The organism is Methanomassiliicoccales archaeon (genome assembly GCA_013415865.1).
Taxonomy (GTDB): Archaea; Thermoplasmatota; Thermoplasmata; order Methanomassiliicoccales; family UBA472; genus MVRC01.
This window is the reverse complement of record CP058896.1, coordinates 327,694-352,584: the sequence shown is the minus strand read 5'-3', so window position 1 is coordinate 352,584 and position 24,891 is coordinate 327,694. Positions and strand designations below refer to the sequence as shown.

Annotated in this window: 27 protein-coding genes; 5 read left to right on the top strand and 22 right to left on the bottom strand. The window is 54.1% G+C overall.

From position 1 onward, the window contains the following. Positions 1-55: 55 nt before the first annotated feature. The 9 genes from HPY73_01725 to HPY73_01685 all read right to left on the bottom strand — a co-directional run bounded on the left by HPY73_01725 (position 56) and on the right by HPY73_01685 (position 7,424). Positions 56-337 (bottom strand): cobalt transporter, encoded by a 282-nt coding sequence (locus HPY73_01725; protein ID QLH74294.1) that lies wholly within the window; start codon positions 335-337, stop codon positions 56-58. Next, positions 334-1,008 (bottom strand): energy-coupling factor ABC transporter permease, encoded by a 675-nt coding sequence (locus HPY73_01720; GenBank protein ID QLH75605.1) that lies wholly within the window; start codon positions 1,006-1,008, stop codon positions 334-336. Before HPY73_01720 ends, HPY73_01725 begins: the two co-directional genes overlap by 4 nt. Before the next feature lie 100 nt (positions 1,009-1,108). Then, positions 1,109-1,903 carry a tryptophan synthase subunit alpha gene (locus HPY73_01715; protein ID QLH74293.1) on the bottom strand — a complete coding sequence of 265 codons (795 nt, stop codon included), beginning with the start codon at positions 1,901-1,903 and terminating at the stop codon, positions 1,109-1,111. After that, the gene (trpB, locus tag HPY73_01710; protein ID QLH74292.1) at positions 1,900-3,078 is read right to left on the bottom strand and encodes a tryptophan synthase subunit beta; all 1,179 of its coding nucleotides are present in this window, start codon (positions 3,076-3,078) and stop codon (positions 1,900-1,902) included. Before trpB ends, HPY73_01715 begins: the two co-directional genes overlap by 4 nt. Positions 3,079-3,091: 13 nt before the next feature. Next, positions 3,092-3,715, bottom strand: a complete 624-nt coding sequence (locus tag HPY73_01705) for a phosphoribosylanthranilate isomerase (GenBank protein ID QLH74291.1) — start codon at positions 3,713-3,715, stop codon at positions 3,092-3,094. After that, a complete protein-coding gene (locus HPY73_01700; GenBank protein QLH74290.1) occupies positions 3,712-4,497 on the bottom strand; it encodes an indole-3-glycerol-phosphate synthase in 786 nt (261 codons plus the stop codon). The genes HPY73_01705 and HPY73_01700 overlap by 4 nt, the downstream gene beginning before the upstream one ends. Then, entirely contained in the window at positions 4,494-5,483 is a 990-nt protein-coding gene (gene trpD / locus HPY73_01695; protein ID QLH74289.1) for an anthranilate phosphoribosyltransferase, read from the bottom strand. The genes HPY73_01700 and trpD overlap by 4 nt, the downstream gene beginning before the upstream one ends. Before the next feature lie 4 nt (positions 5,484-5,487). Further along, positions 5,488-6,063, bottom strand: coding sequence for an aminodeoxychorismate/anthranilate synthase component II (locus HPY73_01690; protein QLH74288.1), 576 nt, complete (start codon positions 6,061-6,063; stop codon positions 5,488-5,490). Further along, positions 6,060-7,424, bottom strand: coding sequence for an anthranilate synthase component I family protein (locus tag HPY73_01685; GenBank protein ID QLH74287.1), 1,365 nt, complete (start codon positions 7,422-7,424; stop codon positions 6,060-6,062). Before HPY73_01685 ends, HPY73_01690 begins: the two co-directional genes overlap by 4 nt. 115 nt (positions 7,425-7,539) lie before the next feature. Between HPY73_01685 and HPY73_01680 the strand changes: the two genes are divergently transcribed. Then, entirely contained in the window at positions 7,540-8,112 is a 573-nt protein-coding gene (locus HPY73_01680; protein ID QLH74286.1) for a flavodoxin family protein, read from the top strand. 49 nt (positions 8,113-8,161) lie between these two features. Beyond that, positions 8,162-8,302 carry a hypothetical protein gene (locus tag HPY73_01675; GenBank protein QLH74285.1) on the top strand — a complete coding sequence of 47 codons (141 nt, stop codon included), beginning with the start codon at positions 8,162-8,164 and terminating at the stop codon, positions 8,300-8,302. 17 nt (positions 8,303-8,319) lie between these two features. On the opposite strand, the gene HPY73_01670 is transcribed toward HPY73_01675, so the two are convergent. Further along, positions 8,320-8,532, bottom strand: a complete 213-nt coding sequence (locus tag HPY73_01670) for a hypothetical protein (protein ID QLH74284.1) — start codon at positions 8,530-8,532, stop codon at positions 8,320-8,322. Between the two features lie 268 nt (positions 8,533-8,800). On the opposite strand from HPY73_01670, the gene HPY73_01665 reads away from it, so the two are divergent. Further along, a complete protein-coding gene (locus tag HPY73_01665) occupies positions 8,801-10,669 on the top strand; it encodes a GNAT family N-acetyltransferase (GenBank protein QLH74283.1) in 1,869 nt (622 codons plus the stop codon). 29 nt (positions 10,670-10,698) lie between these two features. On the opposite strand, the gene HPY73_01660 is transcribed toward HPY73_01665, so the two are convergent. From HPY73_01660 to HPY73_01625, 8 genes are all read right to left on the bottom strand, one after another. Beyond that, positions 10,699-11,076, bottom strand: a complete 378-nt coding sequence (locus tag HPY73_01660; protein ID QLH74282.1) for a response regulator — start codon at positions 11,074-11,076, stop codon at positions 10,699-10,701. Between the two features lie 129 nt (positions 11,077-11,205). Continuing rightward, positions 11,206-12,882: an archaellar assembly protein FlaJ gene (gene flaJ, locus HPY73_01655; GenBank protein QLH74281.1), complete on the bottom strand. Its 1,677-nt coding sequence runs from the start codon at positions 12,880-12,882 to the stop codon at positions 11,206-11,208. A 5-nt stretch (positions 12,883-12,887) separates the two neighbouring features. Next, positions 12,888-14,552, bottom strand: coding sequence for a type II/IV secretion system ATPase subunit (locus HPY73_01650; protein ID QLH74280.1), 1,665 nt, complete (start codon positions 14,550-14,552; stop codon positions 12,888-12,890). A gap of 67 nt (positions 14,553-14,619) precedes the next feature. Beyond that, a complete protein-coding gene (locus HPY73_01645; GenBank protein QLH74279.1) occupies positions 14,620-15,336 on the bottom strand; it encodes an AAA family ATPase in 717 nt (238 codons plus the stop codon). A gap of 22 nt (positions 15,337-15,358) precedes the next feature. Then, entirely contained in the window at positions 15,359-15,796 is a 438-nt protein-coding gene (locus tag HPY73_01640; GenBank protein QLH74278.1) for a hypothetical protein, read from the bottom strand. 9 nt (positions 15,797-15,805) lie between these two features. Then, complete coding sequence (locus tag HPY73_01635; GenBank protein QLH74277.1) at positions 15,806-16,228, bottom strand: hypothetical protein; 423 nt, start codon at positions 16,226-16,228, stop codon at positions 15,806-15,808. A gap of 1 nt (position 16,229) precedes the next feature. Further along, the gene (locus HPY73_01630; GenBank protein QLH74276.1) at positions 16,230-17,117 is read right to left on the bottom strand and encodes a hypothetical protein; all 888 of its coding nucleotides are present in this window, start codon (positions 17,115-17,117) and stop codon (positions 16,230-16,232) included. A gap of 68 nt (positions 17,118-17,185) precedes the next feature. Beyond that, entirely contained in the window at positions 17,186-17,776 is a 591-nt protein-coding gene (locus HPY73_01625; protein ID QLH74275.1) for a hypothetical protein, read from the bottom strand. A 275-nt stretch (positions 17,777-18,051) separates the two neighbouring features. On the opposite strand from HPY73_01625, the gene HPY73_01620 reads away from it, so the two are divergent. Together HPY73_01620 and HPY73_01615 are read left to right on the top strand one after the other, a co-directional pair. Beyond that, positions 18,052-18,276, top strand: coding sequence for a hypothetical protein (locus HPY73_01620; GenBank protein ID QLH74274.1), 225 nt, complete (start codon positions 18,052-18,054; stop codon positions 18,274-18,276). Positions 18,277-18,360: 84 nt separating this feature from the next. Continuing rightward, positions 18,361-19,179, top strand: coding sequence for a protein-glutamate O-methyltransferase CheR (locus HPY73_01615; protein QLH74273.1), 819 nt, complete (start codon positions 18,361-18,363; stop codon positions 19,177-19,179). A gap of 8 nt (positions 19,180-19,187) precedes the next feature. Here HPY73_01615 and HPY73_01610 read toward each other — a convergent pair whose 3' ends face one another. The 4 genes from HPY73_01610 to HPY73_01595 all read right to left on the bottom strand — a co-directional run bounded on the left by HPY73_01610 (position 19,188) and on the right by HPY73_01595 (position 24,881). Next, entirely contained in the window at positions 19,188-19,775 is a 588-nt protein-coding gene (locus HPY73_01610; protein QLH74272.1) for a chemotaxis protein CheD, read from the bottom strand. Positions 19,776-19,784: 9 nt separating this feature from the next. After that, on the bottom strand, positions 19,785-20,408 hold the full coding sequence (locus HPY73_01605; protein ID QLH74271.1) for a chemotaxis protein CheC: 624 nt from the start codon (positions 20,406-20,408) through the stop codon (positions 19,785-19,787). 205 nt (positions 20,409-20,613) lie between these two features. After that, complete coding sequence (locus tag HPY73_01600; GenBank protein QLH74270.1) at positions 20,614-23,994, bottom strand: PAS domain-containing protein; 3,381 nt, start codon at positions 23,992-23,994, stop codon at positions 20,614-20,616. A 218-nt stretch (positions 23,995-24,212) separates the two neighbouring features. Then, complete coding sequence (locus HPY73_01595; GenBank protein ID QLH74269.1) at positions 24,213-24,881, bottom strand: hypothetical protein; 669 nt, start codon at positions 24,879-24,881, stop codon at positions 24,213-24,215. Positions 24,882-24,891 lie beyond the last annotated feature (10 nt).

Genomic DNA, 24,891 nt, shown 5'->3' with positions numbered 1-24,891 from the left:
TTTTAAGAAAAAAGTATTATCGTGACGGGGTCACTTTGCCCGTCAGGAAAGAAATTCAATCGGTCCTTCTCTTTCTTGCCTTGACCAACATGAGATAGGCCAGGACGACCGCGAGCACGATAACGAAGCCCAAGATCCCCATAAGAAGGGAGGCGACATAGTCCTCGCCGTAGTCAAGGGGGGCCTGCCAGACGGGCTCTCCCTCGCTGACACCATTATCCTCCATTGTCTTCTCAAGCCCATCCCCGTAGGCCGCAGAGAAGGTGTAGTAACCGACAAGCCCTATGGCGAAGACGACAAGTATCGCCATAACCGCCTTGACATATCTCTTGTTCACGCGGTCACCTCCATACCATCATCCCGTGCCTCTCCTAGTCTCATCTTTAGCATCTCTGGGGCGATCTTGGCCAGGAAGCTCACCACGCCCACGGTGATGATCGCCTCGCCGATCCCTATCAGGGCATGCCAGCCCATCATGGCAGGGATTGACACGATGCCATCGATCCCGTACGACCCATCTGATACCGCAAAGCTCACGGCCAGCTGGACAGCACAGGCCGTGGCCGCTATGAACACCGAGGCCCAGGACGCCGTAAAGGTCGCGACAGGCCTGTTCTTTCCATCAGCTATCTTCAAGATGAAATGTGCTACGAACGGCGCTATCACCGCCATATTGAGCAGGTTCAGCCCAAGGGCCGTCAGCCCCCCATCCCCGAACACGAGGCACTGTATCACCAATATGACCGTCATGACCACGACCGAACCATACACCCCGAGCAAGATCGTCGCCAAGGTCGCCCCTATGAGGTGTCCGGTAGTCCCTCCCCCCACAGGAAAGTTCAACATCTGGGCAACGAAGATTCCGGCAGCGAGTATCGCCATGAACGGCATCTTCTTCTCATCCACAGTCTTGTTCACCTTTGAGACCGCATAGGCGATCACAGGAACAGATATGGCCCAGCCAGCCAACAGGACGACCGGGTCCATGAGCCCATCAGGTATGTGCAATCTTTCCTCCTCCGATAGTTGAATGAACCTAGGATAGGGCATCTTTTTGCAGAGTATTTAGATGTTATTACGAATTAAAAAAAAGTGTTACTGATGACCATCATCTCCATTCGCATGCCCTTCTCAGGTCCTTCACGAACCTGGACACCATCTCAGGGCCCTCTCCATTGGATATCCGTTCTATAATCGAACTTCCTACGATGACGCCGTCCGCTCCCAGACCGACCAGCCTCAAGACCTGCGAACCCGACGATATCCCAAATCCCACCGCCACTGGAAGACCTCCTGAGACAGATTTGGCGTCCCTGATCAATGGTCCGATGCCTTCTTCAGACCATTCGGACCTCCCTGTTGTCCCAAGCCTGCTGACGAGATATAGATAGCCTCGTGAGGCCTTGGCGATCCTTCCTATCCTCTCTTTCCCTGACGTCGGGGCCGCCAATTGGATGAGGTCCACCCTTTTTTTCCGGCAAAGGCGGGAGAGCGAGACCGATTCCTCCAGGGGCAGGTCAGCAACGATGAGGCCGTTGGCACCGGCGGCCGCGATCTCTTCGATGAACTCCTCCTCTCCGAACTGGAGGATGGGGTTGTAGTAACCCATTGGGATGAGGGGCACATCGGTGCTCTTTCGGAGCTTCCTTATCAGCTCAACGACATTCCGTGGCCTCATACCGGCCCTCAGGGCGGCATCGGAGGCCGCTTGGATCACGGGCCCATCGGCGACCGGGTCAGAGAAGGGGATGCCGATCTCGAGCATGTCCGCGCCCGCATCGACACATGCCAACATATGATCGACCGAACTTTGCAGGTCAGGATATCCTGCCGTCAGATAGACGATAAGAGCGGCCCTTCTCTCCTCCTCCGCCCTCCTGAAGGCGTCGCTGATGGAGGTCACCGTATCAGCCCCATCCCATGCACGGTATCGAGGTCCTTGTCGCCTCGCCCAGATATAGTAATGACCACGATCTGGTCCTTTTTCATCAGCTTAGCTTCTGACATCGCAGCATGGACAGCATGCGCGGACTCAAGGGCGGGTATGATCCCCTCAAGCCGGGAGAGCCTGACGAAAGCATCGAGCGCCTCATCGTCCGTGACGCCCACATACTCGGCCCTCCTGATGTCCTTCAGGTAGGAATGCTCCGGACCCACGCCAGGGTAGTCCAGGCCCGGCGCTATGCTATGCGCCTCCGATATCATCCCGTCGCGGTCCTGAAGGAGATATGAATAGCAGCCTTGCAGGACCCCCTTGCTGCCGGCGGTCAGCGTTGAGGAATGCTTGCCTGTCGAGATGCCGTGGCCTGCAGCCTCGGCGCCCAGCAACCTTACGCCCCTGTCCTTGACGAAAGGGTGAAAGGTCCCTATGGCGTTCGAGCCTCCACCAACACAGGCCACAAGGAGGTCTGGTGCCCTGCCCTCTTTTGCCCTCAATTGCGACCTTATCTCCTTGCCGATGACGCTCTGGAAATCCCTTACCATGCGGGGGTAGGGATGAGGTCCTGCGGCCGTCCCCAGCAGATAATGAGTATGGTCCACGGTCCTCGCCCAATCCCTGAGGGCCTCATTTATGGCATCCTTCAGCGTACGGGAGCCGGCCGTCACCTCGTTGACCTTTGCCCCCATCAGTCTCATCCTGAAGACGTTCATCTTCTGCCTCGCGACATCCTCGGAGCCCATATAGATCTCCGCTTCCAGGCCAAGGACGGCCGCGGCCATCGCCACGGCGGTACCATGTTGGCCGGCGCCTGTCTCCGCAATGAGCCTCTTCTTGCCCATGCGTTTGGCGAGGAGCGCCTGCCCCATGACATTGTTGAACTTGTGCGCCCCCCCGTGGCACAGGTCCTCCCTCTTGAGATAGATCTTGGCCCCGCCGCAATGTTCGGTCAGCCTCCTGGCAAAATACAAGGGGGTCTCTCTTCCTCCATAGTTATGTTGGTACCAACGGAGCTCTTCCCTGAATGACGCGTCGCCCTTGCACCTCAGATATGCATCCTCTAGCTCCATTAGCGCATGCATGAGCACTTCAGGCACATATTGTCCGCCGAACTCCCCGAACCGTCCTTTCCTCCTCATCTCAGGGCCCTCCTTAATCTCCTCCTCTCACATTGCTTATGAACTCGGCTATGAGCCTAGGGGATTTCCTCCCGCCCTCCTCGACCCCGGTGGACACGTCCACAACATCTGGTCGGACCATCCTTATCGCCTCCCTGACATTGGAGGGGCACAGTCCCCCTGCGAGCACGGTACCGACCGGCCTCAGGGACCTCTTCAATGCAGAGCTCAGCCGCCAGTCATGGACCTGTCCGGAACCTCCTCCCTGGGCCGAGGGCGTGTCGAGCACGACCTTATCAGCGCTCCTGCGCAGCCTTTCCACCAGGCCATTGCACGAACTGTCAGAGACCGGCATGAGGAGCCAGAGCTCGCAAGGGATGCACGACCGGAGCAGGTCCAGCTCCCCCTCCGGATAAACCCGATGCGCCTGGACCACATCTGGCCTCAGCTCGTCCGCCAACCGTACGACCTCATGGACGTCCGGGCAGTTCGTCACCATGACCTTTTTGGGGACGGCCATGGACATGAGCTTCTTAGCCAGTGACGATGAAAGGCATCGTCGCGAACTTGAGCTAACGACGAATCCAAGGTAATCCGCACAGGACCCGGCGTCCACGTCCTGACGCCTCATCATCCCACAGACCTTCACCTCGGTCATCTGGAGACCGCCAGCTGTAAGAGCCTTGCCTTGGGGCTTCCGCTCGACACGAGGTCTGTACCTATGAGGACGGCATCTCCCCAGGCGTCCCTGATATCGATGATGTCCCTCTGGGAACGGATCCCGCTCATCACGATTATCGGCCTTTCGTCCCGTCCGATATAGGGGAGGAGCCTCAATGCATGGCCCGGGAAAACCTCGAGGGTGTGGAGGTTCCTCTGATTGATCGCCAATATGTCAGCATCGCTTTCCATGGCGCGCTGGAGCTCGAACTGGTCATGCCCCTCGATAACGACCTCGAGACCTATCTCATGGGCTTTGGCGATCAGCTCGTCACGCATCATATTACCGCCATCGATGTCGAATATACCCTGTATCAGCAATATGGCGCTGGCACCGAAATGTTTGGCAGCCTCGACCTGTTGGACCGAGACGATGAAATCCTTCATCAGGACTGGGACATCAGGGTCCCTCACGCACTCAAGTATCCCTAGGCTGCCTTCAAAGCTGATCGGCTCGGTGATTATCGAAAGAGCAGCGGCTCCGCCAGTAATGTAATCATCGATGAGCTGCCTGGCCCCCATGGTCGATATCATACCCGACGAAGGAGAGGATATCTTGACCTCGGCGATTATCGGGAAATCGTTGGACATCTTGATGCCATATGAGAGCTCAGGTCTCTCGGGGACCGCAAGTCTGGGCCTGGCATGATAATATCCATTTGCGACCAGTTCCTTCACTTTTCTGATCTGCATCCTTAGGAAGTCATCCTCTTCGTTCAATTGACCCCTCCTAGGGACAATATCCTACCCAGCTGTGCGGATGCCTTTCCAGAGAACATTGCGCTGTTGGACATCTCAAGACCTTCGCGGAACGACCTTGCCTTCCCAAAGACATAAAGGCCGCAGGCCGCGTTCAATGACACCATCTCGGACCTGCCCTCTACCTTGTGGTCAAGAATGTCATAGGCGAGGGATGCGGCCTCCTTCGGCGCCATCTCCCCAAGGTCTCCTGCGACGGGCATTCTTTTCTCTAACATCTTTGGTGAAATTTCAAATTTGTTCTTCCTTCCATCACAGACCTCGATGCACATAGTAGGTCCGAGGGCCGAGACCTCGTCCATCCCCGGATATCCATGGACGACCAGGGCCCTCTCGATGCCGAGCATCGATAAGGAATCTGCGATGACATCCATCAGATCAGGGTCCGCTACACCGACCAATTGCTGTTTCCTTGCCATCACTGGGTTCAACAGCGGTCCGAGCAGGTTGAAGACCGTCCTTTTGCCTATCTCCCTCCTCATCGGCACGACATGCCGCATTGAAGGATGGTAGTTCGGAGCGAAGAGGAATGCGAAGCCCACCTCGTCTAACATCTCACGGGACCGGTCTGGGCCCATCATGATGTCATAGCCAAGGGCCTCCATCAGGTCCGCACTTCCACACTTTCCGCCGTTCGAACGGTTGCCGTGCTTTGCGACCGGGACACCACATGACGAGACGACGATCGAGGCCAAGGTTGAAACATTGAACGTCCTGAAAGGGGCACCTCCGGTCCCGCACATGTCTAGTACGACGGGATGTCTGGTCGGGACGCGAACGGAGACCTCCAGGAACGGTCTCGCGAACGACAGCACATCATCGGCCGTCTCACCGCTCGCCGTGAGCCCCATCAGCGTGGCCTTGACCAATCTCTCTTCGACCAGGCCCATGCTCATGCCCCTCGCTATATCCGAAAGCGTGATGATCCCACTAGGTCCATCTGACACGTTCTCACCTTGCCATCTTAATGAAATTCGATATCAGGTCCCCCCCTTTCGGTGTGAGCACGGATTCGGGATGGAACTGGACCCCATAGATAGGTCTCTTACGATGCTCGATGGCCATTATCTCACCCTCGGCCGTCCTTGCGGTCACCTCCATCTCATCAGGCCTTGTCTCAACTACGAGAGAGTGGTATCTTCCTACAAGCATCGGGCTCTCCAGGCCTTCGAAGAGACCTCTCCCGTCATGATATATCATCGAGGTCTTGCCATGCACCGGCATCCTTGCCCTGACGACCCGTGAGCCATGAACGGCGGCTATCCCCTGATGTCCCAGGCACACCCCCAGCGTCGGGACCGAGAGGGAGACGTCCTTTATCAGCTCGCCACAGGCCCCGAAGTCCCTCTTGTTCATAGGATGTCCGGGTCCTGGAGATATGACCAAGGCGTCTGGACCGATGCGGGCCATCCCCTTGGCATCGATCTCATCGTTCCTTTTAACGATGCATCTCGCCCCCCTTTCCTCGAACGCCTGCTTCAGGTTGTAGACGAAGGAGTCGTAGTTGTCTATCATCAGGACCTTCATTCTCTTGCCCCCCTCGCTGCTGTGGCCTCCAGGGCTGCCACCATCGCCCTGAGCTTGCCCTCGGTCTCCCGGTACTCATTCTTTGGCACCGAGTCATAGACTATCCCGGCCCCTGCCTGGAACCGGACCTTGTCGCCCCTTACAAATGCCGAACGTATGGTGATGGCCGAATCCAGGTTCCCGTTCAGGGAAAGGTAGCCGACGGCCCCCGCATAAGGCCCCCTTGGAGAGCGCTCTTCCTCCGTAATGATCTCCATGGCCCTGGGCTTAGGCGCTCCAGACACCGTCCCGGCAGGGAAGACGGCACAGAAGGCATCTATGGCGTCTTTTCCCTCCTCGAGGGTGCCCTGTACCTTTGAGACGATATGCTGGACATGGCTGAACTCCTCGACCTTCATGAACTCAGGGACATAGACCGATCCTGGCCTGCACACCTTGCCCAGGTCATTCCTCGCAAGGTCGACGAGCATCGCATGCTCCGCCCTTTCCTTCTCGTCGGACAGCATCTCTTCCCTGTATCTCCGCCTCTCGAGCGTATCACTGCCGAGCGGTCTCGTCCCTGCTATCGGATGTGTGAACACCTCCCTGGACCTCACAGTGACCAAGGTCTCTGGGCTGGAACCCAGGACCTTTCTTTCCCCGAAATCGAGGTAGAACATGTAGGGCGAGGGGTTTACCTCCCGGAGGGCAACATACAGAGGGAAAGGGTCGCCGTAGATATTACGCTCCACACCTCTCGAGAGAACGATCTGGAAAGCCTCGCCCTCTCCGATCTTGCCCACCGCTTTTGCTACACTGTCCTCGAAGTCATGTCTCGGTGACATCTCCCTCGCTTCGCCGAAAATGAGCTTTTGCCCACCTGCCTTCAGGTCTGCCTTCGGAAGGATCTTTCTCAGAGAGTCCGCCCCATCGACAGAGAAGTAATAGGTCCTGAACCTCGAATGGTCGTAGACAACGCCCTCTTTGTACATCCCGAGCTCGAAGTCAGGGAAATCCCTGTCCTTCATGAACGGCACCTTTTTTTCTAGATATCTCGCGAACTCGAAGGAGAAATAGCCGACAAGTCCACCAACATATGGGAATGGGTTCTCATCTACGCGATTGTCATCAATGACCTTCCTTATGGCCGTGACCGGGTCCAGGCCTGATATCTCCGGACAGCCGGTAACATCTCCGTCCTCGCATCTCAGCACGAACTTAGGGCTGCAGCCAAGGAAAGAATAGGAGATGACACGGTCGGTACCAACGGCGCTCTCCAACAGGAACGAGTTCCTTGACCTGGAAGAGATGTAGGAATAAAGCTCGAGAGGTGCGAGGCCCGTCGATAGCGGTTCTATGCTCAATTTATGAGAGGTTGTCATGTGAAGAAGTGAACATCAATGATTATATTTAATCATTATTGTATATTTTAGTTCATTAACTCGATTGACATAAACAGTAATAATGCGGAGCCGCCTTCCAGGCCATGGTGTTGAGATGAAAGTGCTAGCGTTCAACGGAAGCCCAAGAAAAAATGGGAACACGAGGAGAGCGTTGGAGATCGTTCTTGAGGAAATATCAAAAGAAGGGATCGAGACGGAGCTAATCGATATAGCGGACGGGCCCTTGGCCCCCTGCAGGGCATGTGGCGCATGTGGACGGAACAAGGACGGGCGGTGCATCATCGACGATGATCCTTTGAACGGATGGTTGGAAAAGATGTACGCCGCTGACGGGTTCTTGATCGGTTCCCCGACCTATTTTGGCAACATGTCCGCCCACACCAAGGCGTTCATCGACAGGACCGGTTATGTCTCCAGGGCCAATGGCAACAAGTTCGCCAGAAAGGTAGGGGCAGCTGTGGCCGTCAACAGACGCGCGGGGGCGTTGGTAACTTTCCAGGACATCAACAACCTGTTCCTGATAAGTCAGATGGTGGTGCCTGGAAGCAGCTATTGGAACGTGATCACCGCTCTCGATCCAGGCGATATTGAGAAGGACGAAGAGGGCGTCAAGACCATGAGAACGCTCGGAAAGAACTTTGCATGGTTGGTCAAGAAGCTTAAATGACAGGACGAGATTAAAATATCGGCTGCTACGTCGATCAATAGGTCATCATATGGTAGAGGTCAAGAAAGAGTCGAAGTGCCAGATCTGCGACTCTTATAATATGAAGGGCATGTGGCAGTGCGAATGTGGCGTGATGAACGTATCAAAGAATGAAAAGTGTTGGAAATGCGGCAGGCCCAGAGGCATCTGAGATGCCCCTATGGATGATTAAGACGTCAGATGCTTCTGTAGCGTGGCGAAATCGATGTTCAGTTGAATGACGTCGCCCACAACCCCTACCTGGTCCGTCTTCACCTTGATGGTGACCGATCGCTTGAAAAGACCGGTCTTTATCTTCATCTCCTTCGCTGTGGCCTTTGGTACGGTAACGAACAGCTCGTCGACCTTCCAGGTCGATGTGTTCATATCGCATCCTGTCATCTGACCTACGTTTCGTCCATATCCTTCGTTATGACGGACTTCATATCAGTGGTAGCTAGTTCGATAGCCATAGCATCCCTCCGATGAGATAGATTTTTTATGGTTTTAATATTTTTGCTCAAATGAAATTTAACGCCCTATACTATCGGGCCGAGCGCTACCGTCCGCTCGTTCACAGACAGTTCTCAGACAAACATCTGACGTCATAAAACCAAGTCCGAAAGAGTGAGATTAATGAACCCCCTGGACCATATCACGGTGTCGGCCCATGGCACTGAATGATTGGAGACAGAGGTACAGATCAAAGATATGTACTGCCCAGGAGGCCGTCCAGCATATCAAGAGGGGTGACACTGTCTTCATCGGTACGGCATGTGGGGAGCCCCAGGCCCTGGTGAGGGCGATGGTGGCCGAGGCCGATTCGATGGCGGACAATGAGATCATCCAGACGCTCTCCCTGGGGGCCACCCCATATGCCGACGAGAAGTACTCAGACCAGTTCCGACTCAACGCCCTCTTCATAGGGCCTGGCACTAGACAGGCGGTCAATACCGGCAGGGCCGATTATACGCCCATCTACCTGTCGGAGATCGAAGGGCTCTTCGAAAGAGGGGCGATAACGATAGAGGTGGCCCTGATACAGGTCTCCCCTCCTGACGATGATGGCAATTGCTCGCTGGGGGTGAGCGTCGACATCACGAAGAGCGCCGCAGAGCATGCGGACGTGGTGATAGCGCAGGTCAACGAGAACATGCCAAGGACCAGGGGCGACTCGTTCATACATGTCGATGAGATCGATCACCTGGTCGATCTCACCGAGCCGCTCCTCGAGTGGCATCAGGAGAGGGAGGAGGACCCAGAGGTGCTCGCAAAGATAGGCAAGCACCTATCAGAGCTGGTAAACGACGGCTCGACGATACAGATCGGATATGGGACGACACCGAACGCCGTGCTCAGATATCTGAGGTGCAAAAGGGACCTGGGTGTCCACACCGAGGTCTTCTCGGACGGCCTGATGCAACTGGTCCTGTCAGGCGTCGTCACCGGTAGGAAAAAGACCATCCATCAGGGGAAGATAGTGGCATCGTTCCTGATGGGGACCAAAGGGCTCTATGAATGGGCCAATGACAACGACATGATAGAGATGCACCCCTCATCTTATACCAACGACCCCTTCGTGATCTCCCGCAACGATGACATGGTCGCCATCAACACGGCATTGTCGGTGGACCTGACCGGCCAGGTCTGCGCTGACCAGATAGGTCACAAGTTCTTCTCCGGCCTTGGGGGTCAGGTTGATTTCCTACGTGGCGCTGCCCGTTCAAGGAACGGAAGACCCATAATCGCATTGCCATCGACGGCCAAGGACGGGTCGGTCTCAAGGATCGTCCCTCATCTTGAGGAAGGGGACAGCGTGACCACACCGAGGGGGGACGTTCATTATGTCGTTACCGAGTATGGTGTGGCGGAGCTGCACGGAAAGAGCATCATGCAACGCGCCCTCGCATTGATAGAGATAGCGCATCCCAAATTCAGGGATGAGCTCTTGGCCCATGCCAAGACCCTTCATCTGGTGTATCCTGACCAGATCGGGGCGTCGATCAAGTCGGTATACCCGGAGCAATATGAGATGGTTGCCAGATTGGCGGACCTGGACGTCTACATAAGACCTGCCAAGGCATCTGATGAGGCAATGCTCAGAGACCTTTTCTATTCCTTCAGCGACACCACCGTCTACTCTAGGTATATGGCGCCGCGCAAGCGATTCTCCCATACCGAGCTGTCGAGCATAGTCGATATCGATTATGTCGATAGGATGACCTTTATCGCCCTCATCAAGGAGAAAGGAAGCTGGAAGGCGGTCGGGGTCTCAACATTCGACCTGGACAGGACGACGAACACCGCGGAGGTGTCTTTCATCGTCGCTGACAGGATGCAGGGGAAGGGCATCGGCACCAAGTTGATGGAGCAGATGATCAAGGCGGGCAGGGACCGCTCTATCAAAGCGTTCACCGCCGAGACCTTGGCGCAGAACGTCAAGATGCTCGACATATTCTATCGTACAGGGTTCAAGGTGGAGACGAAGCTGGTCGAGGACACATATATGGTCAAGATGGACCTTTGGCAGAAGGTCTAGGGTAAGATCATATCTGACACACCATCTGGTCAGAGCCCATCCTTCATCACTTGGTCGATGGTCAATGCGAGGTCCTCGAAGACGCGCGAGATGTCCGCACCCTTCTGAACAAAGAAGCAGGCAGGGAAAGGCCAACCCTCCAGCCGATCATAGTCCAACGCGGTGAAAAGGATGAAGGGCGTCTCCCTGTCCCGCTCCCTGAATTCTTTGAGGAATTCGACCCCGTTCATACCAGGCATGCTATAGTCGCAGATTATCGTATCATATCGATAATTCTCAACGATCTCCAGCGCCCTTCTTGGACATGCCACTGTGTCCACCTTGAGGTCGTCGACGAATTCCAGGTATGTCTTGACGACATCTAACATGGACGGATCGTCATCAATATAAAGGGCCGACCTCATCATCTCCCCGCTTTATCTCTGAAACGTGGATCGAATTTATAACTTCTGATGTCCGGGTCTCAATTCTGATATCCACCTGGACCATATCAATGGAAGGTGCTGTCGTAGGCCGGATAGTGACATGTCCTTCTCTCAAGATAGGACACCCTTCATTACTATTCCCACGATAAAATCACAAAAAGCACCTATCCAGACCAAAACAACAAAATGAACGGCCGCGCTGGCGATATGCCCCCCCTTGATCAGCGGTATCATAAGGGCCGAAAAAAAAGAATGGATGACCACTACGGAAACGACCATGATCGTGAGCAGGTCGGAGTTGAAGTTGGCGTTGAATATCGAGCTTATGAACCCGATATCGAAAGAGCCAGTATGGGACAGGTTGATGTTGGCGATGACGTCCGCCATATACTCGGTTATCGCCACCGTCACCCAAAGGGTCACGGCCAGGGCGACGGCCACCCCGTACAACATCCCAAGGAAGTTGCCGCTGAGAGTGATCCTCTTCTTCCTTATCGCCAGTATCTTGAATATGTTGTTGCTGATGAACAGGCTTGTCTCATCAGGTTTAGATCCTGCAAGGATGCACTCCATGTAAATGTTGCTGAACCTCCTGATGGAGTTGCTTCCCGTCTCAGCCGCAAAATGTGCCCAGGACTCCCTTGGGTCTATATACATGGCCAGGCGCCTTGACAGGTTTCTGACGGGCTTGGTGAGAGGACCGAACTTATGTATCGCTATCTTTTTGACGGAGTCGGCCATCGTTTGGCCGCTGACGCTTGCGGAACGCCCCAACGAACGGATGAGGGCGCCGAAGACCGCATCCCTTTTCTCGATTCCTTTCTCTTCCCTGAAAATCAGGATGCCCGGGATCAAAGAGGGAAGGCAGACGCTCGACACCAATAGCATCCAAGGCAGATGAAGGGGCAGGAGCAAGGAGGTCAGGGCGACCATCCCGAATATCGCGACGAATATCGAGACGATCAATATCCGGTCCTTGTCCCCTATCTTTCTGTTCTTTATCTTTAGAAGAATGGAGTACCAGATATCATCCTTCGGCATCTTGGAGATGATGAGATATACGAACAATCCTTCCATGAAGAGGAACGCGATGATCACGCCGTAGATCATGACCTCGACCGCTGTGGAACCTAGGATCGGGGTTATCGCGACGAAGACGCATACGAATATCAGAGATGTGATTATGCCGGTGAATATCTCCTTCATGAAGTCGACGTCCTTCAATGCGGTCTCGCACTTGAGCATGAACTCGTCCATCATGATGTCGTGCTCGTTCCTCATGAACCTGTCAAGAGGTTCTCCGACCTCGATAGAGTGCGCAAGTCTGGAATAGAAATCCTTCGCCATCTTGCTGGGGGTCTTTGCCGAGACGAACCTGCAGGCCTCGGCCGCTGACACATTATAGTGCTTGATGAGGCGATAGATCTTCTTCGCGTCGCCCGATAACGGCCCATATTCGCTCTTCTGGGAGAGGATATAGAATATCTTGTCAAAGCTCATATCAGAGGTGGAAAGCGCTGCGAGCTCGGTGACGAACGCAGGCAGCTGCCTGTCGGTCTTTATCCTCCTCTGGGATGCCATCAGGAGCGGCCAGATAAAGACCACGAGGACCAAGAACATCGGCAGGGCGAGCGCGACCGCCATGGTGCCGACCTGTAGAAGTGGGGAGAGATACAACCATAAGACCATAGGGAGAGCGATGCCAAATGCTATGACAGTAAAGAACAAGATGAGCATGAACTTCTTCGGGGCCATGTCCATTGTTGACAGCGCATCCTTGTACTTCATCCGGCTCACCTGAACGGAAGGGACTCGGGCCCTTTTTCGTAATAATCATTGAAGATCTTGACGACCTCTTGGTATCCAGTGATGTTGAGCTCTAACATTTTCTTGAAGATCTGCTCCCTTTTTTTCAGCTCCTTGTAGATGTCCTTTTTCTCCGCGTAACCGTGTTCTGCGGCCACCTTGTTCTCCAGGATATGGGAGTTGTTCATCCCACGGAAGAAATGCACGTCCCGCGCCGGGTCCCATTTGAAGACGACCCTGGTCATGATCCCCCCGACCTCGCGGTTGAATCCCACTATCTCCTCGACGTGTGTCACGCGCCTCAGGAAACGTCCATTGACATTGACCGCTGACTGGAAGATGATGACGTTCACGTTGTCGATGAAAGAGAGGGGGATGTTCACCGGCTGGCCTGTCATCCTCTGGATGAACTTCGAAGAGGTGGAGGCGTGGAACGTGGCGATGACAGGGATGCCGGTCTGCATGCACTGGAAGGCCACCCTCGCCTCCTCGCCTCTGATCTCGCCGATGATGATGTAATCCGGTCGGGACCTCAGCGCGGCCCTGAGAAGGTCGAACATGGTGACCCGCGCCTCATCAGGACCTGACTCACGGGTGACGCACCTCTGCCATGACCTCTGGCAAGGTTTCACCTCTGGCGTGTCCTCGACAGAATATATCTTTCCACGGTGGTCGATGAAGGTGAGGATGCTGTTCAGCGTCGATGTCTTACCTGAGGCCGTCTCTCCGCATATCATTATGTTGATCTTGTTCTCAAGGCAAAGCCAGATATATGCGGCCATCTCAGGCGAGAACGTCCCGAACTTCATCAATTGAACCGGGGACAGGGGCTCTGATGAGAACTTACGGATGGTACAGGAGCTCCCCCTGGCAGATATCTCGTTCGTGTAGATGATGTTGATACGGCTACCGTCCGGGAGCGTACCATCGACGATAGGCTTCGACGCGGACACAGGTCTACCCATCCTCTCAGAGAGCGAGACGAAGAACTCGTTCAGGGAGATCTCGTCTTCGAACCTGATGTTCGTCTCCAACGCATATTGGAACGCCTTGTGGGACACCCTTATCTTCGAGGTGCCTATCAGGTGTATGTCCTCGATGTACTGGTCAACGATCAGGGGCTCGATGGGCCCGAAACCTACGATGTCCCTGTGGATGAAGGTCTTGTAGAGCTCATACTCCGTTTTTGTAAGTTTTATCCTCTCTCCTCCGAGGAGGAACTTGGTGACAGGCATTTTCATCAAAATGTTGTTCCCATTCCCATTGCCCTGGACCTCGACCACCTGGTCATATAATTTATCAAGGATCCTCTCCAGGTCCTCCCTCGTCTCCGACGATTCCTCGTTGGAGGCCTTGTCAAGGATAGCCTCCTTTATCTGGCGTAGCTTGTCCTTCTCGAGGTCCGTGAGCTGCTTCTCAATGGCCACATATGCGTTCTTGTGTGCATTGATGTGGATGTAGCCTGAGGCGACCTTGTAGATGAAATTGCATGATTTGGGGTCCTTTACCGACTCCCTCCTCAGGTCCGCAAGGTCCTTGACCGACAACGTCTCGTAGTAACGAGGAAGCCTTGCGGTGGTCTTGCTCAGGTGGTCGAGATATTTCCTGAGATATTCGTTCTTGCTTGCCTGCTTCCTCAGTTCATCGTCCATTCTATCAGTCAACGGTTCTTATTGTCTTCAAATCCGGACCAAATACCTATCTTTTTCCTGCTGGATATCAACCGGCGACATCCGTGATCTCTATGACGAGCCCGGAGCGCGGCTCCACCCTGTACTTCATGATATCGTCAACCTGCCCTCGCGCCCTCAGGAACCTTTTCACATGGATCTCCCTGACCAGGCTGCCCCCGCTGCTCTTCATGTTAAGGTAGAGGTAGATGTCAGAGGCCAGGCGCAAAGGTTCGAGTCCTGGTATACCAGATTCAGCGGTCAGTATCACGGATTTGTCCATTTTCACCACCTTTTTCAGGAACGATAAAAGCTCGACCGTCTGCTTGGGCTCAAGCTCTTTCTTGACCAACGAGGAGAAGGAATCAACTATGAGGACATCCGTCTCCCACAACGAGCTTGAGCTGACCAATTTCTGAAGGAAATCCTCTCTTGGCCTGCTATCCGACAGAAGGGGATAGACGGGCACGTAACGCAGTTTCTCCTTCAAAAGGTACGGCCCTATCTTGTATTCAAGCGAGTACATCTGGTCTATGAACTCCTTTATCGTCATCTCTGTCGAGATGAACGTCACGGACGCACCATTGTTGAGGAATCCATAGGCCAGCCTCTGTGATATCACGCTTCTTCCAGAACCCTCCATGCCCTCGATGAAGACAACGGAGCCTTTTGGCACGCCCCCTCCCAATTTCAGGTGAAGCTCGTCGGACCTGAGGTTGATGGGGAACACCCCTCTCCCCTTGCCGTTGTTCTCCATTCCAGCCATGTCCCCACCCCCACATGTCCGATCAGATCCTGAACCTTAGTTCTGCTGAGGCCCCCTCAGAGGTCGTGATCCTGACAGAGTGATCTCCCTCCGCGAGAGGTTCTTCGATGTCCACCTGCAATACGGTCGAAGGTCCCCATATCCCTCCCCCTCCGATCACGGTGAACACGACATTGCCCATGTAGGTTCCATCAAGGAGCACGGTAAGAGAGGACGTGGGGATAACGCCATCACCTATATTCTCCACGTATATGGTGAGAACATGATCTCGGTATGGCATCATGACGGGATCGTTGATTATCGTTATCCTCGATTCCAGCCTTTTCTGCATGTCGGCCGATTCCTGACCGATGCTCTCTGCCATCTGGTATCCAGTGCCCACGAAGATCGCGGCCATCGAGCTCGCGACGACTATGGCGGCGATGAAGAATATGAGGTGGGACACGGACTCAGATGCCAACTTATCACCTCAAGGGACGTAATATGCGGGGGTCTGGCCTAGTACTGAGACCTTGATCCTTGCCCCGTCTATATCCTGCTTGAAACTGATGGTCGCGATCTCACCTGGCCCCCATATGGTCGAATTGATTACACCTTGGACATCGATCGTAAGCTCCAGGTCATTGAGGTATACTCCGTTCAGAAGCACATCCACATCCCGGACATCGATGCAGACCCCGCCATCGTTGATCATATCGACCCTCCTCCCTATGACGTCCACCGAGACGATCGAGATCGACAGACGGTCAAGATATCGCTCATCCTCGTAATGCTCCATCTGGGTCTCTATCATCGTGTCCTGGAGGTCATCGACCGCAACGAATACGGTCGAGAATATGAGTATGAAAGTCGTGAACATTATTGCAGAGGCCGCCGAGACACCAACGCCCATCTCACTTCACTTCCATCCGCCTCATCTCATGAAGCCATCTGATGACCGCCTCGAATTCAGCGTCAGGAACTCGCTCTCCCTTCTGCTTCCGAGTATATATCTTGTCCAATTGGAAATCGATCAATTTGTGGACCTGGTTAAGGCAGTAGAGGTCGGCATTATAGGAACCCTCCGGCAATGGCGCTTCCGTGACCGTCGAGCGCGGTCCTGGGGAGACGTCTGGTTCTTGGCCTTTGCTGCCTACCCGCATATTCGGGGTCTTAAGGTCCAAAAGGTCATCCTTTTTATCGGAACCTGATCCTGGTACAGCCTCTCCTGATGGACCTGCATTGTTCGGATCCTTCTTGGAAGGGTCAACGAAGGGATTGTATTGATTGCTGACGGCCTCATATATGCAAAGCAGGCTCTTGACAGACTCGTTCAGACCGGAAAGTTCCTCTTTGATATTGGCCATGTCGGTCGAGAGCCCTTGGCTCCGTATCTCGAGGGTCTCTATCTGACCTTTCATGTCCTCCACCTGTGCGCTGAGACCGTTGATGACCTCTTCATTGGACCTCAGGTTGCCAAGGAGCCCATCGTTCTCTAGTTCAGCAAGGCCATCGATCCCTCCTCCAATGGAGCCGCCCAATGAGGGACCTAGCGACGATGGCTCTATAGCAACATCTCCGTCAAGTCCCTTCGCCAGGTCCGTCCCGGTCGAATTTTCAAGAACGTTCCCCAGACCTCCGCTTGACCGTAGACCATCCCCTTCCGGGATGACGATGTTGTCCTTCTGGCCCATCAGGTCTTCAAGGGATTCGGTCGGCTCTCCCTTTTTCTTTTTCCTGAATGACATGATCGCCAGGGACTGGAGGATCGTTGGAACATGACATGCGGTTATTTTGGCCATCGGAATCACTCTTTCAGCATCAAAGAAAGTTGATAAGAAAGGGTTTAATGGGGTTTGACTCAGCCCCTTCAGCTCAGGGTGATGAACTGGGACGAGTACTGCTCGGGGGTGGTGAACGTCACCAAGGACATCTGGCCGTAGGCCGGGATGATCTTGATTATCACCTGCTGGTTGAACCCGATGGACAGTCCGGTTATGGTTATCTTGGCGAGGTCTCCCTGGCCCAGGACCCACTCATCGTACTTCTGTACATCAAGGGTCTTGGTGAACCCATATGTGGTGTTCGCAACCGGTGTGTCCCTGTCACTGGGGTCGAGGCTGAGATAGTTGGAGTTGTCGGAGGTGGTGACGGAGACCATCACATTGTCCATGTTGATGTTCGGGGAGCCTGCGGACAGTCTCATGTAGATCGTGATGTTGACCATCTTGTTGCTCTTGATCTCGCCCACGACATCCTGCACCTTGAATCCGCTCGCGATGTTGTTGACAGCATCCGAGCCTGTCGATTCTGCCTGTTCCCTGACCGAGTTGGCCGTGCTGATAATGACCGATGCTGCGACGGCGGCCACAAGTACCATGGCGATGAAGATGATCATCGTCCCGACGCCCATCTCGGCGCGCTTGTCGCTCTTTGCTTTTATCCATTTCGAGTTCATCATATTCCTCCGCTCTTGAGGTCTGGCCGTTCCACTAACCTAGTGGGCACTGCTACAACCTCTGTCCTATCTTCCCATCTTATTGCACACCAGCGTGTGCATTTCGGGAAGCTTATTTCAGAAGTCGACTTTGAATTATTTAAAGAAGCCAATACAATAATCAGTGCTGATAATTATTTTACCAAATTAGAGGAAAAATAAAAGCATCTGGCCAAAGCGACCGTTGTAAATTCTCATTTTTATCTCGATGGAGGCATTACAACTATCCAGACATTGTCGTGTTTCTCGATGTTCATTTCTCGACGTTCAAACCAGTGATCATGATGATAGAGAGCGGGAGACGTGCAATGACCCCTCGGTCCTCTCAGATAAAATCTGAGCTGATGGTCGAGCTCGTGGAGAAGAAGATGATGATACAGATGGAGACGTTCCCATCGTGCTTAGACATTCCGCCCCATCTTCGCATGCTTATGGTTCTGGGCAAAGATGTTCTAAGATGTTGAGCCCCTGCGAAATCCATTAACCAATTCCTTTTTTGATATCCAGAGCGAAGGATTATTATTCAGAGCCCGGCGATCGGAATGCCGATGGACAAGAGATGTCTGGACAAGGATTTCTTAGCTCTAAAGAAGGACATTTTCAACATCATGTCCCTGGACTGTGACCAGTACAAGGACCCTTACCTCCAAAGACGCATAGCCGTAAGGATGAGGGCCACCGGGACCAAGGACTACGCTGGTTACAGGTCTTATCTCAGGACCGATCCAGACGAGCATAGGAAGCTTATGGCGGACATAACCATCAATGTCACTCAGTTCTTCAGGGACGCCCCGGTCTTCAAGACCATAGAAGAGGAGGTACTGCCCAAGCTGATCTACGACAGGTTCACCGAGGGCAACAGCTCGATCAGGATCTGGAGTGCAGGCTGCTCTACCGGAGAGGAGCCTTACTCAGTGGCAATCATCCTTCGCGAGCTCTTCGGGGAGGACATCGGGAGCGCCGACCTCACAATAATTGGAACGGACATAGACGATGAATGTCTTGAGAAGGCCCGTACGGGCTCATATCTTCCCCGTCAGGTACTGAATGTTCCGAGGCCATATCTTGAAAAATATTTCACCTTCGACGGAAAGGAATATCATCTATGCGATGAGGTGCTCGAGATGGTCGAGTTCAGGCACCTTGACCTTTTCAAGGGGACCCTGGGGAAAGGTTGGGATATGATATTCTGCAGGAACGTCGTGATATACTTTACGAAGGAGATGCAGGAGCGCCTCTACCTGGATTTCTACAACGTCCTGAACCGAGGAGGATATTTCATAATGGGAAACACGGAGTCCTTGGTCGGCCCGGCCTTAAAAAAGTTCGTTCAGCTAAAGGCCAGAGAAAGGATATACATAAAATGAGCGTTCTTTTATATCATCAATATCTCCGATCCCATCTGGACGGTGTACTGTCCGCTCGACGGGTCAAAGACGCATGTCCTGCCCTTGTTGCCCCCCAGGTGCTCTCCGATGACCGGGATCCTTTCATTTCTCAACGCTTCCTTCGCGGATTCCGCATTCCTCTGATCTATGTTCAGCGAGTCAGAGGCCAGGAACGAGAACATCTGCGCCCCTCCTGCAAGTTTCGCCCTCAGGTTGGACCGGGAGCAACCGAGTTCCAGGAGGTCGTCCACCATCACATAGACCGCGCTGTCGGCGTACTTTGAGACGTTCCTTTTGTCCCTCCCCTCCTCGAAGCGGGGGAGCATCGCATGCGCCATGCCGCCGAAACCAGTATGGATGTCATAGATCGCTATGCCCACGCAGGAGCCGAGCCCGAGGCACATCAATTTGGCCGGAGAGGTGACGAGATAATGCTCTCCAAGTCCGACAAGCTTATTCTCGTATGCCACGGCGCTCCTCGGCATGAGGTCCCTAAATGCTGCCGTCTTAAGGCAGTCATCTGGCCCGGCCCTTCTGTTGCTCAGCATGGCGCCTGAAGGGAATTCTGTCTCCATGGGCTCACCTTATTCGATCCCGAACTTGGTCATCAGCGCCGAGCGGGTCGCCACGTCCGGGATGTAGGAGATGTATCCAGGGAATGTGTTGCCTTCATACTTGAACACGGTCTTGACGACCACGACGTTCTTGAAGGACTCCGACACGATGCGCACGGGCTCCGCAAGCACCTCGCTCAATGGACCGACGCTCATCAGTGGCGGCGAGGGAAGGAGCATGATTCCTGTGAAATCGGATATCGAGCTCAGATATGCAGATACCAGGATATTGCCGATCTCGGCCGCCATCTCCCTGTCCTCATCGGTGAAAGGCCTACCGCCTTGGGGACCATCGCCCATGACCATCCCGGTCAGCATGACCGACACATCTTCCGGGAAGACTATCAGCACATGCCCTTTCTTCTCGCCGACAGTGTCGAAATACGCCCCCACGTATCTTCCGTACTCATCATGGAACATATCCTTGAGGCGCTCGACCGCACATACGAAACAGTCTGGGACATCGATGATGACGTCCCTCTTGATCATCGTCGTCAGGGCGGCGGAGGCGTGAGATGCCCCTATGTTCCCAAGTTCTTTCAAAGCGTCCAGCTGCATCTCGGTGAATGCCAATCCCCCATCATCATCGGTCATCCCGTCAACAACCCCTTGATCTCTTTACCATGGCCTCAGCTCTTTCATAAGGAGCGATGAACGGCCTCATGTCATTCTCCGATCGACACTTGGCTATAATTAAATACACATCTGGTTTTCAAGCATGATATTGAGCAAATAATATTATAAACATAATTTTATAAATAAAAATTAGAAGAGAGGTCGGACCTCATCGCCCGACCCTTTAACTTTGTATCAGGCCGCGCTTCTCGAGCGATTCCCTCACCTTGGCCGGTACCTTAAGGTCTTCCTTTTTGGTCTGTCTGCCCTTCTCGGCCTTGGCCCTCATGGATGATTGCTTGAGGGAGGCTATCTCCTGCTCTTCTTCGGCCAACTTGAACTTCGAGGTTATCCTCTTCAGGTTGATGGCCATCTCTGAGAGCGATTGCGCCCTGGCCGTCATATCCTCCATGCTTGCCGTCAGCTCCTCAGTGGATGATGCCGATTCCTCCGATGCCGAAGCGGTCTCCTCTGCGACCGAGGCTATGCCGTCCACCGATTTCGCCGCGCGCTGGGTACCCTCTTTCTGTTTGATCATCAGCTTCACTATCTCATCGACCATCGCCGCGATGTTGTCGACTCCGCCCTTGATCTCCTCGAAGGCCTTTCCTGCCATCTCGGCGGCGCTCACTCCTTCGGTCACCTCTTTGCTCCCGGAGCGTATCGATTCGACGGCCTTCAGCGTCATCGATTGGACGTCCTTGACGATCTTCGCGATCCTCTCGGCCGCCTCTCTGCTGTCCTCAGCGAGGTTCTTGACCTCCTCCGCCACGACCGCGAACCCTCTTCCCTGTTCGCCGGCCCTTGCGGCCTCGATCGCCGCATTGAGCGCAAGGAGGTTGGTCTGGTCCGATATGCTCGTGATGACATCGACGATCTGCCCTATCTCCTCGGACCTCTGTCCCAAGGTGTTGATCACATTTGCGGATTCGGCCGAGGACCTCTCGATCTCCCGCATCTTCTTGACCGTGTTCTGCACCGTGACCATTCCTTCAGCGCAGCTCTTGGAACCTCCCTGGGCGGTCTGCATGGCCTTGTTGGACCTCTCGACCACGACCTCGACGGAGGATGCGATGTCCGCCATTATCTTCGCCGTGTCCTCCACCTGGGCGGCCTGGTTCTGCGCGCCCTTCGATATCTGCTGTATCGCCGAGGAGACCTGTTCTGTGGAGGCGTTCATCTCCTCAGCGGAAGATGCCAGCTCCTGAGAGGTCGAGGACACTAGGTCCACTGACCTGTTGACCTCGGTCAACAGCTCGACTATCCCCTGCCTGAACTTCTCGATGGCCTCGCCGATCTCCAACATGACCATCTGCGAAGATTCCAGGTCCTTGTCGTCCGTCCGCGGTATCTCGATGGAGGTCGTCATGTCCCCCGAGGCAAGGCTCTCGAAACCTTCTGAAAGGATGTTCACCACGTCGTCAAGATACTTCTTCTGCTTCTCCGAGACCCTCATCTGCTTCTTTATGGCCGTCTGGTCCGACACGAACTCGAACGATCCGACGACGTTGCCAGCCATGTCCCTCAAAGGAGCCCCGACGCAGGCTATGTCCATCCGATTCCCGGCGATGACGCAGTCGTTCTCCGTCTGGGCCACATCATCGGTCCTCATCGCGGTGGCGCAGGGGCAACCAGGGGTGTTACATTTCGACGTCCTCCATACCTCCGAGCACCTTACACGTCCGTTCTGGAGCTCGTCCTTGGTCCTTCCAAGGAGCGCCGCACCGGTCTTGTTTATGTACTGGATCTTGAGGTCCTTGTCCATGAACATGATCGGGGTCGGTATCGCCTCAAGGTTCCCGACGACGCTGTTGAGCGTGGCGTTCACACCATCGACGATCGCCTTGAACTCGCCCTTGTGCCTTGACGCATCGACCCTGGTGTCGAGCCTGCCATGGATGGCGGCGTCCACCAGCATCTTGGCGTCCTTTGACATCTGCTCGATGGCCGAGGTGACCTCGCCCACACTATCATAGATCTTCACGAAGTTCTCGCGCGCATCCTTTGTATGCTCGTCCGCCTCTCCTATCGAGCGGTCGATGTTGAGGTCTCCCCTTGCAAGGTTCCTGAGGTTGTTGGCAAGACGTTCGACCTCTATCTTATTGTACTGCGCAGGCTTCATTGCGGCGGAGACGTCCTGCAGCACCTCTATGTGGCCGATGTTCTGACCGTTCAGGTCCTTGAGGTATGAGCAGGTGATCTGCGTGATCCTCCCACCGCGGTCAGAGAACGTTTGGTTGTTTCCTCCTCTCAGCCTCATGATGCCGCAATCGCTCGTCCCGCATATCTTGCCGTTCCAGTTGCTGCAATGTTTTCCATACATCTCAGCTCTGGATCTTTTCACGATCTTCTCCGAGGCCTTGTTGATGAAGGTCAGGTTCATGTCCATGTCCGTCACAGAGATCGGGAACGGGATCGAATCGAGTATCTGCTCATACCAAGCGATCTTCCTCGACATGAGGTCCAGGGTGTCATTGAAAAGACCGACTATCTTCGCATAGTCCCCCTTGTGCTTCGTGGCGTCCGCCCTCCTGCTGAAATCGCCTTTGGCGGATGCCTCGGCAAGCATCTGGGTCTCGGAGACCATCATGTTGATGGTGTCGATGGTCTCGTTTATGTGCACCTTCAATCTGTCGAAGTCCCCAGAATATTCCTTCGTTATCTTCTGTGGCATCTCCCCAGCTGCCAATTTCGCCATATAGGAGTTCGCGACCAGAAGGGGGGCCAGATAGGCGTTGATGACATCGTTGACCCCTTCCACGATCTTCCGGTAGTTGTTATCAAAACGGTCAACGTTCGCCCTCTCCTTGACCTTGCCTTGCCTGGCCGCCTCAGCGATCCGCTCGACCTCCTTTGTGATCTCGAGCTCTTTCGATATGTCGAAGAACTGCTCGGTCGCCCCTATGACCTCTCCCCTCTCATCCCTGATCAAAGAGGTGAACACCCTTATGGGGACCTCCCCTGAGGGCAACGACACCACAGCATCGCCCATACGCTCCTTGCCGTCTAGGAACGACCTTTTTATCAGGCAATTGTCGGTATTGCAATATTTCGTCCTCAATATCGAATGGCACTTTTTCCCGATGACCTGGTCCTCAGGCAGCTTGAGCATCTCAAGTCCCGGTCTGTTGATGTACGTGATGTTGAAATCCCGGTCCATGGCGATGATAGGGGTCTGGACCGAGTTTATGACCTTGAGCGTATGGTCATCTTTCCTGACTGGCTCGAGGAACACTACCACGTTCTCTATGGCGCCATCAGCGTCCTTCTTCGCCTTGGCCTTCAGATGACATACCACATCCTCATCATAGGAATTGGTGAACCTGAACTTCGGGACATCGACCTCCGACCCTTTCATTATCCCGGCCATCACAGGGTCCCCACGTCTCCCCAGCGTCCCGAAGATGTCCTTGGCCTTCATCCCTATGGCGTCCGTCCTGGGCATGCCGGTCAGCTCCTCGGCGGCGGCGTTGAAGTGAGTGATCCTCCATTCCTTGTCCATCATCAGAGCGGCGGTCGGCATGGCCTCGAATATGCCTTCACAGTTCAGCTTCTTGTCTTCCATTTTCAATCCCCTTTTGATCCAGATCGATTCAGAGGTCCATAGATGCGCGAACCCCTCGTTGTGAAGGAAAATGTCGGAAAGGGGGTATTATACCCCGTGTCCCAGTTATCAAGCGTGATACTCTTTTTTGATATTCATGGACATCTGGACCTATCAATAATATGATTAAAAATGGTATAAATATAATATTAAATATTTTATATTATTATATTATGCCCTCATAGACCGAACTTCTTGAAGGTCTCTGCCTGCGACTCATAATCGACCCCGAACTTCCGGAAGGCGAGCGCCCTGGTCTCCTTATCAGGAAGGAAGCAGACCATGCCTTGGAAGTTCTTGTCCGCGTCGATGAACAGCGTCTCGATGCGCGCCTCATATCCGCTCTGCAGCTCGAAGAGCGAGCTCGAGACCGAACGGCGTGGGCCTATCTCATGATATTCTACAGTTGGAGGATTTGGCATGATCTCGATGTTGAGGAACCGGATTATCGGCTGGAAATATTCCCTTATGCAGATATCGCCGACCTCGTACAGGGCGTCCTTGTCCTCTTCGAGGAAATCGGACCTTTCCGAGTGCTCCTTGCCGAAGATCATGTCCGACAGATAGGTCGCTATCTTTGCAGGAAGTATCATGAGTATCCTGCTCAGCTGTGCTGAGTTGACATCGATGCTGATCACCGCGAACCTGTCCCCGACATTGCCGAACTGGGGGAGCATTGTCCTGAAAGGCTCGAGATAGCATTCGGTGGATTCCACCGATATCGGTTTCTTGGCCAGGTTGGAAAGGGCGGCCAAGGCGTAGGTCGCCCCGACATTTCCAAGCTCCTTCAAAGCATACTGTTGCAGGTCGTCGATGCCGCCTTCGTCGTTCATGTCCATTTCGATCATCACCTTCTCC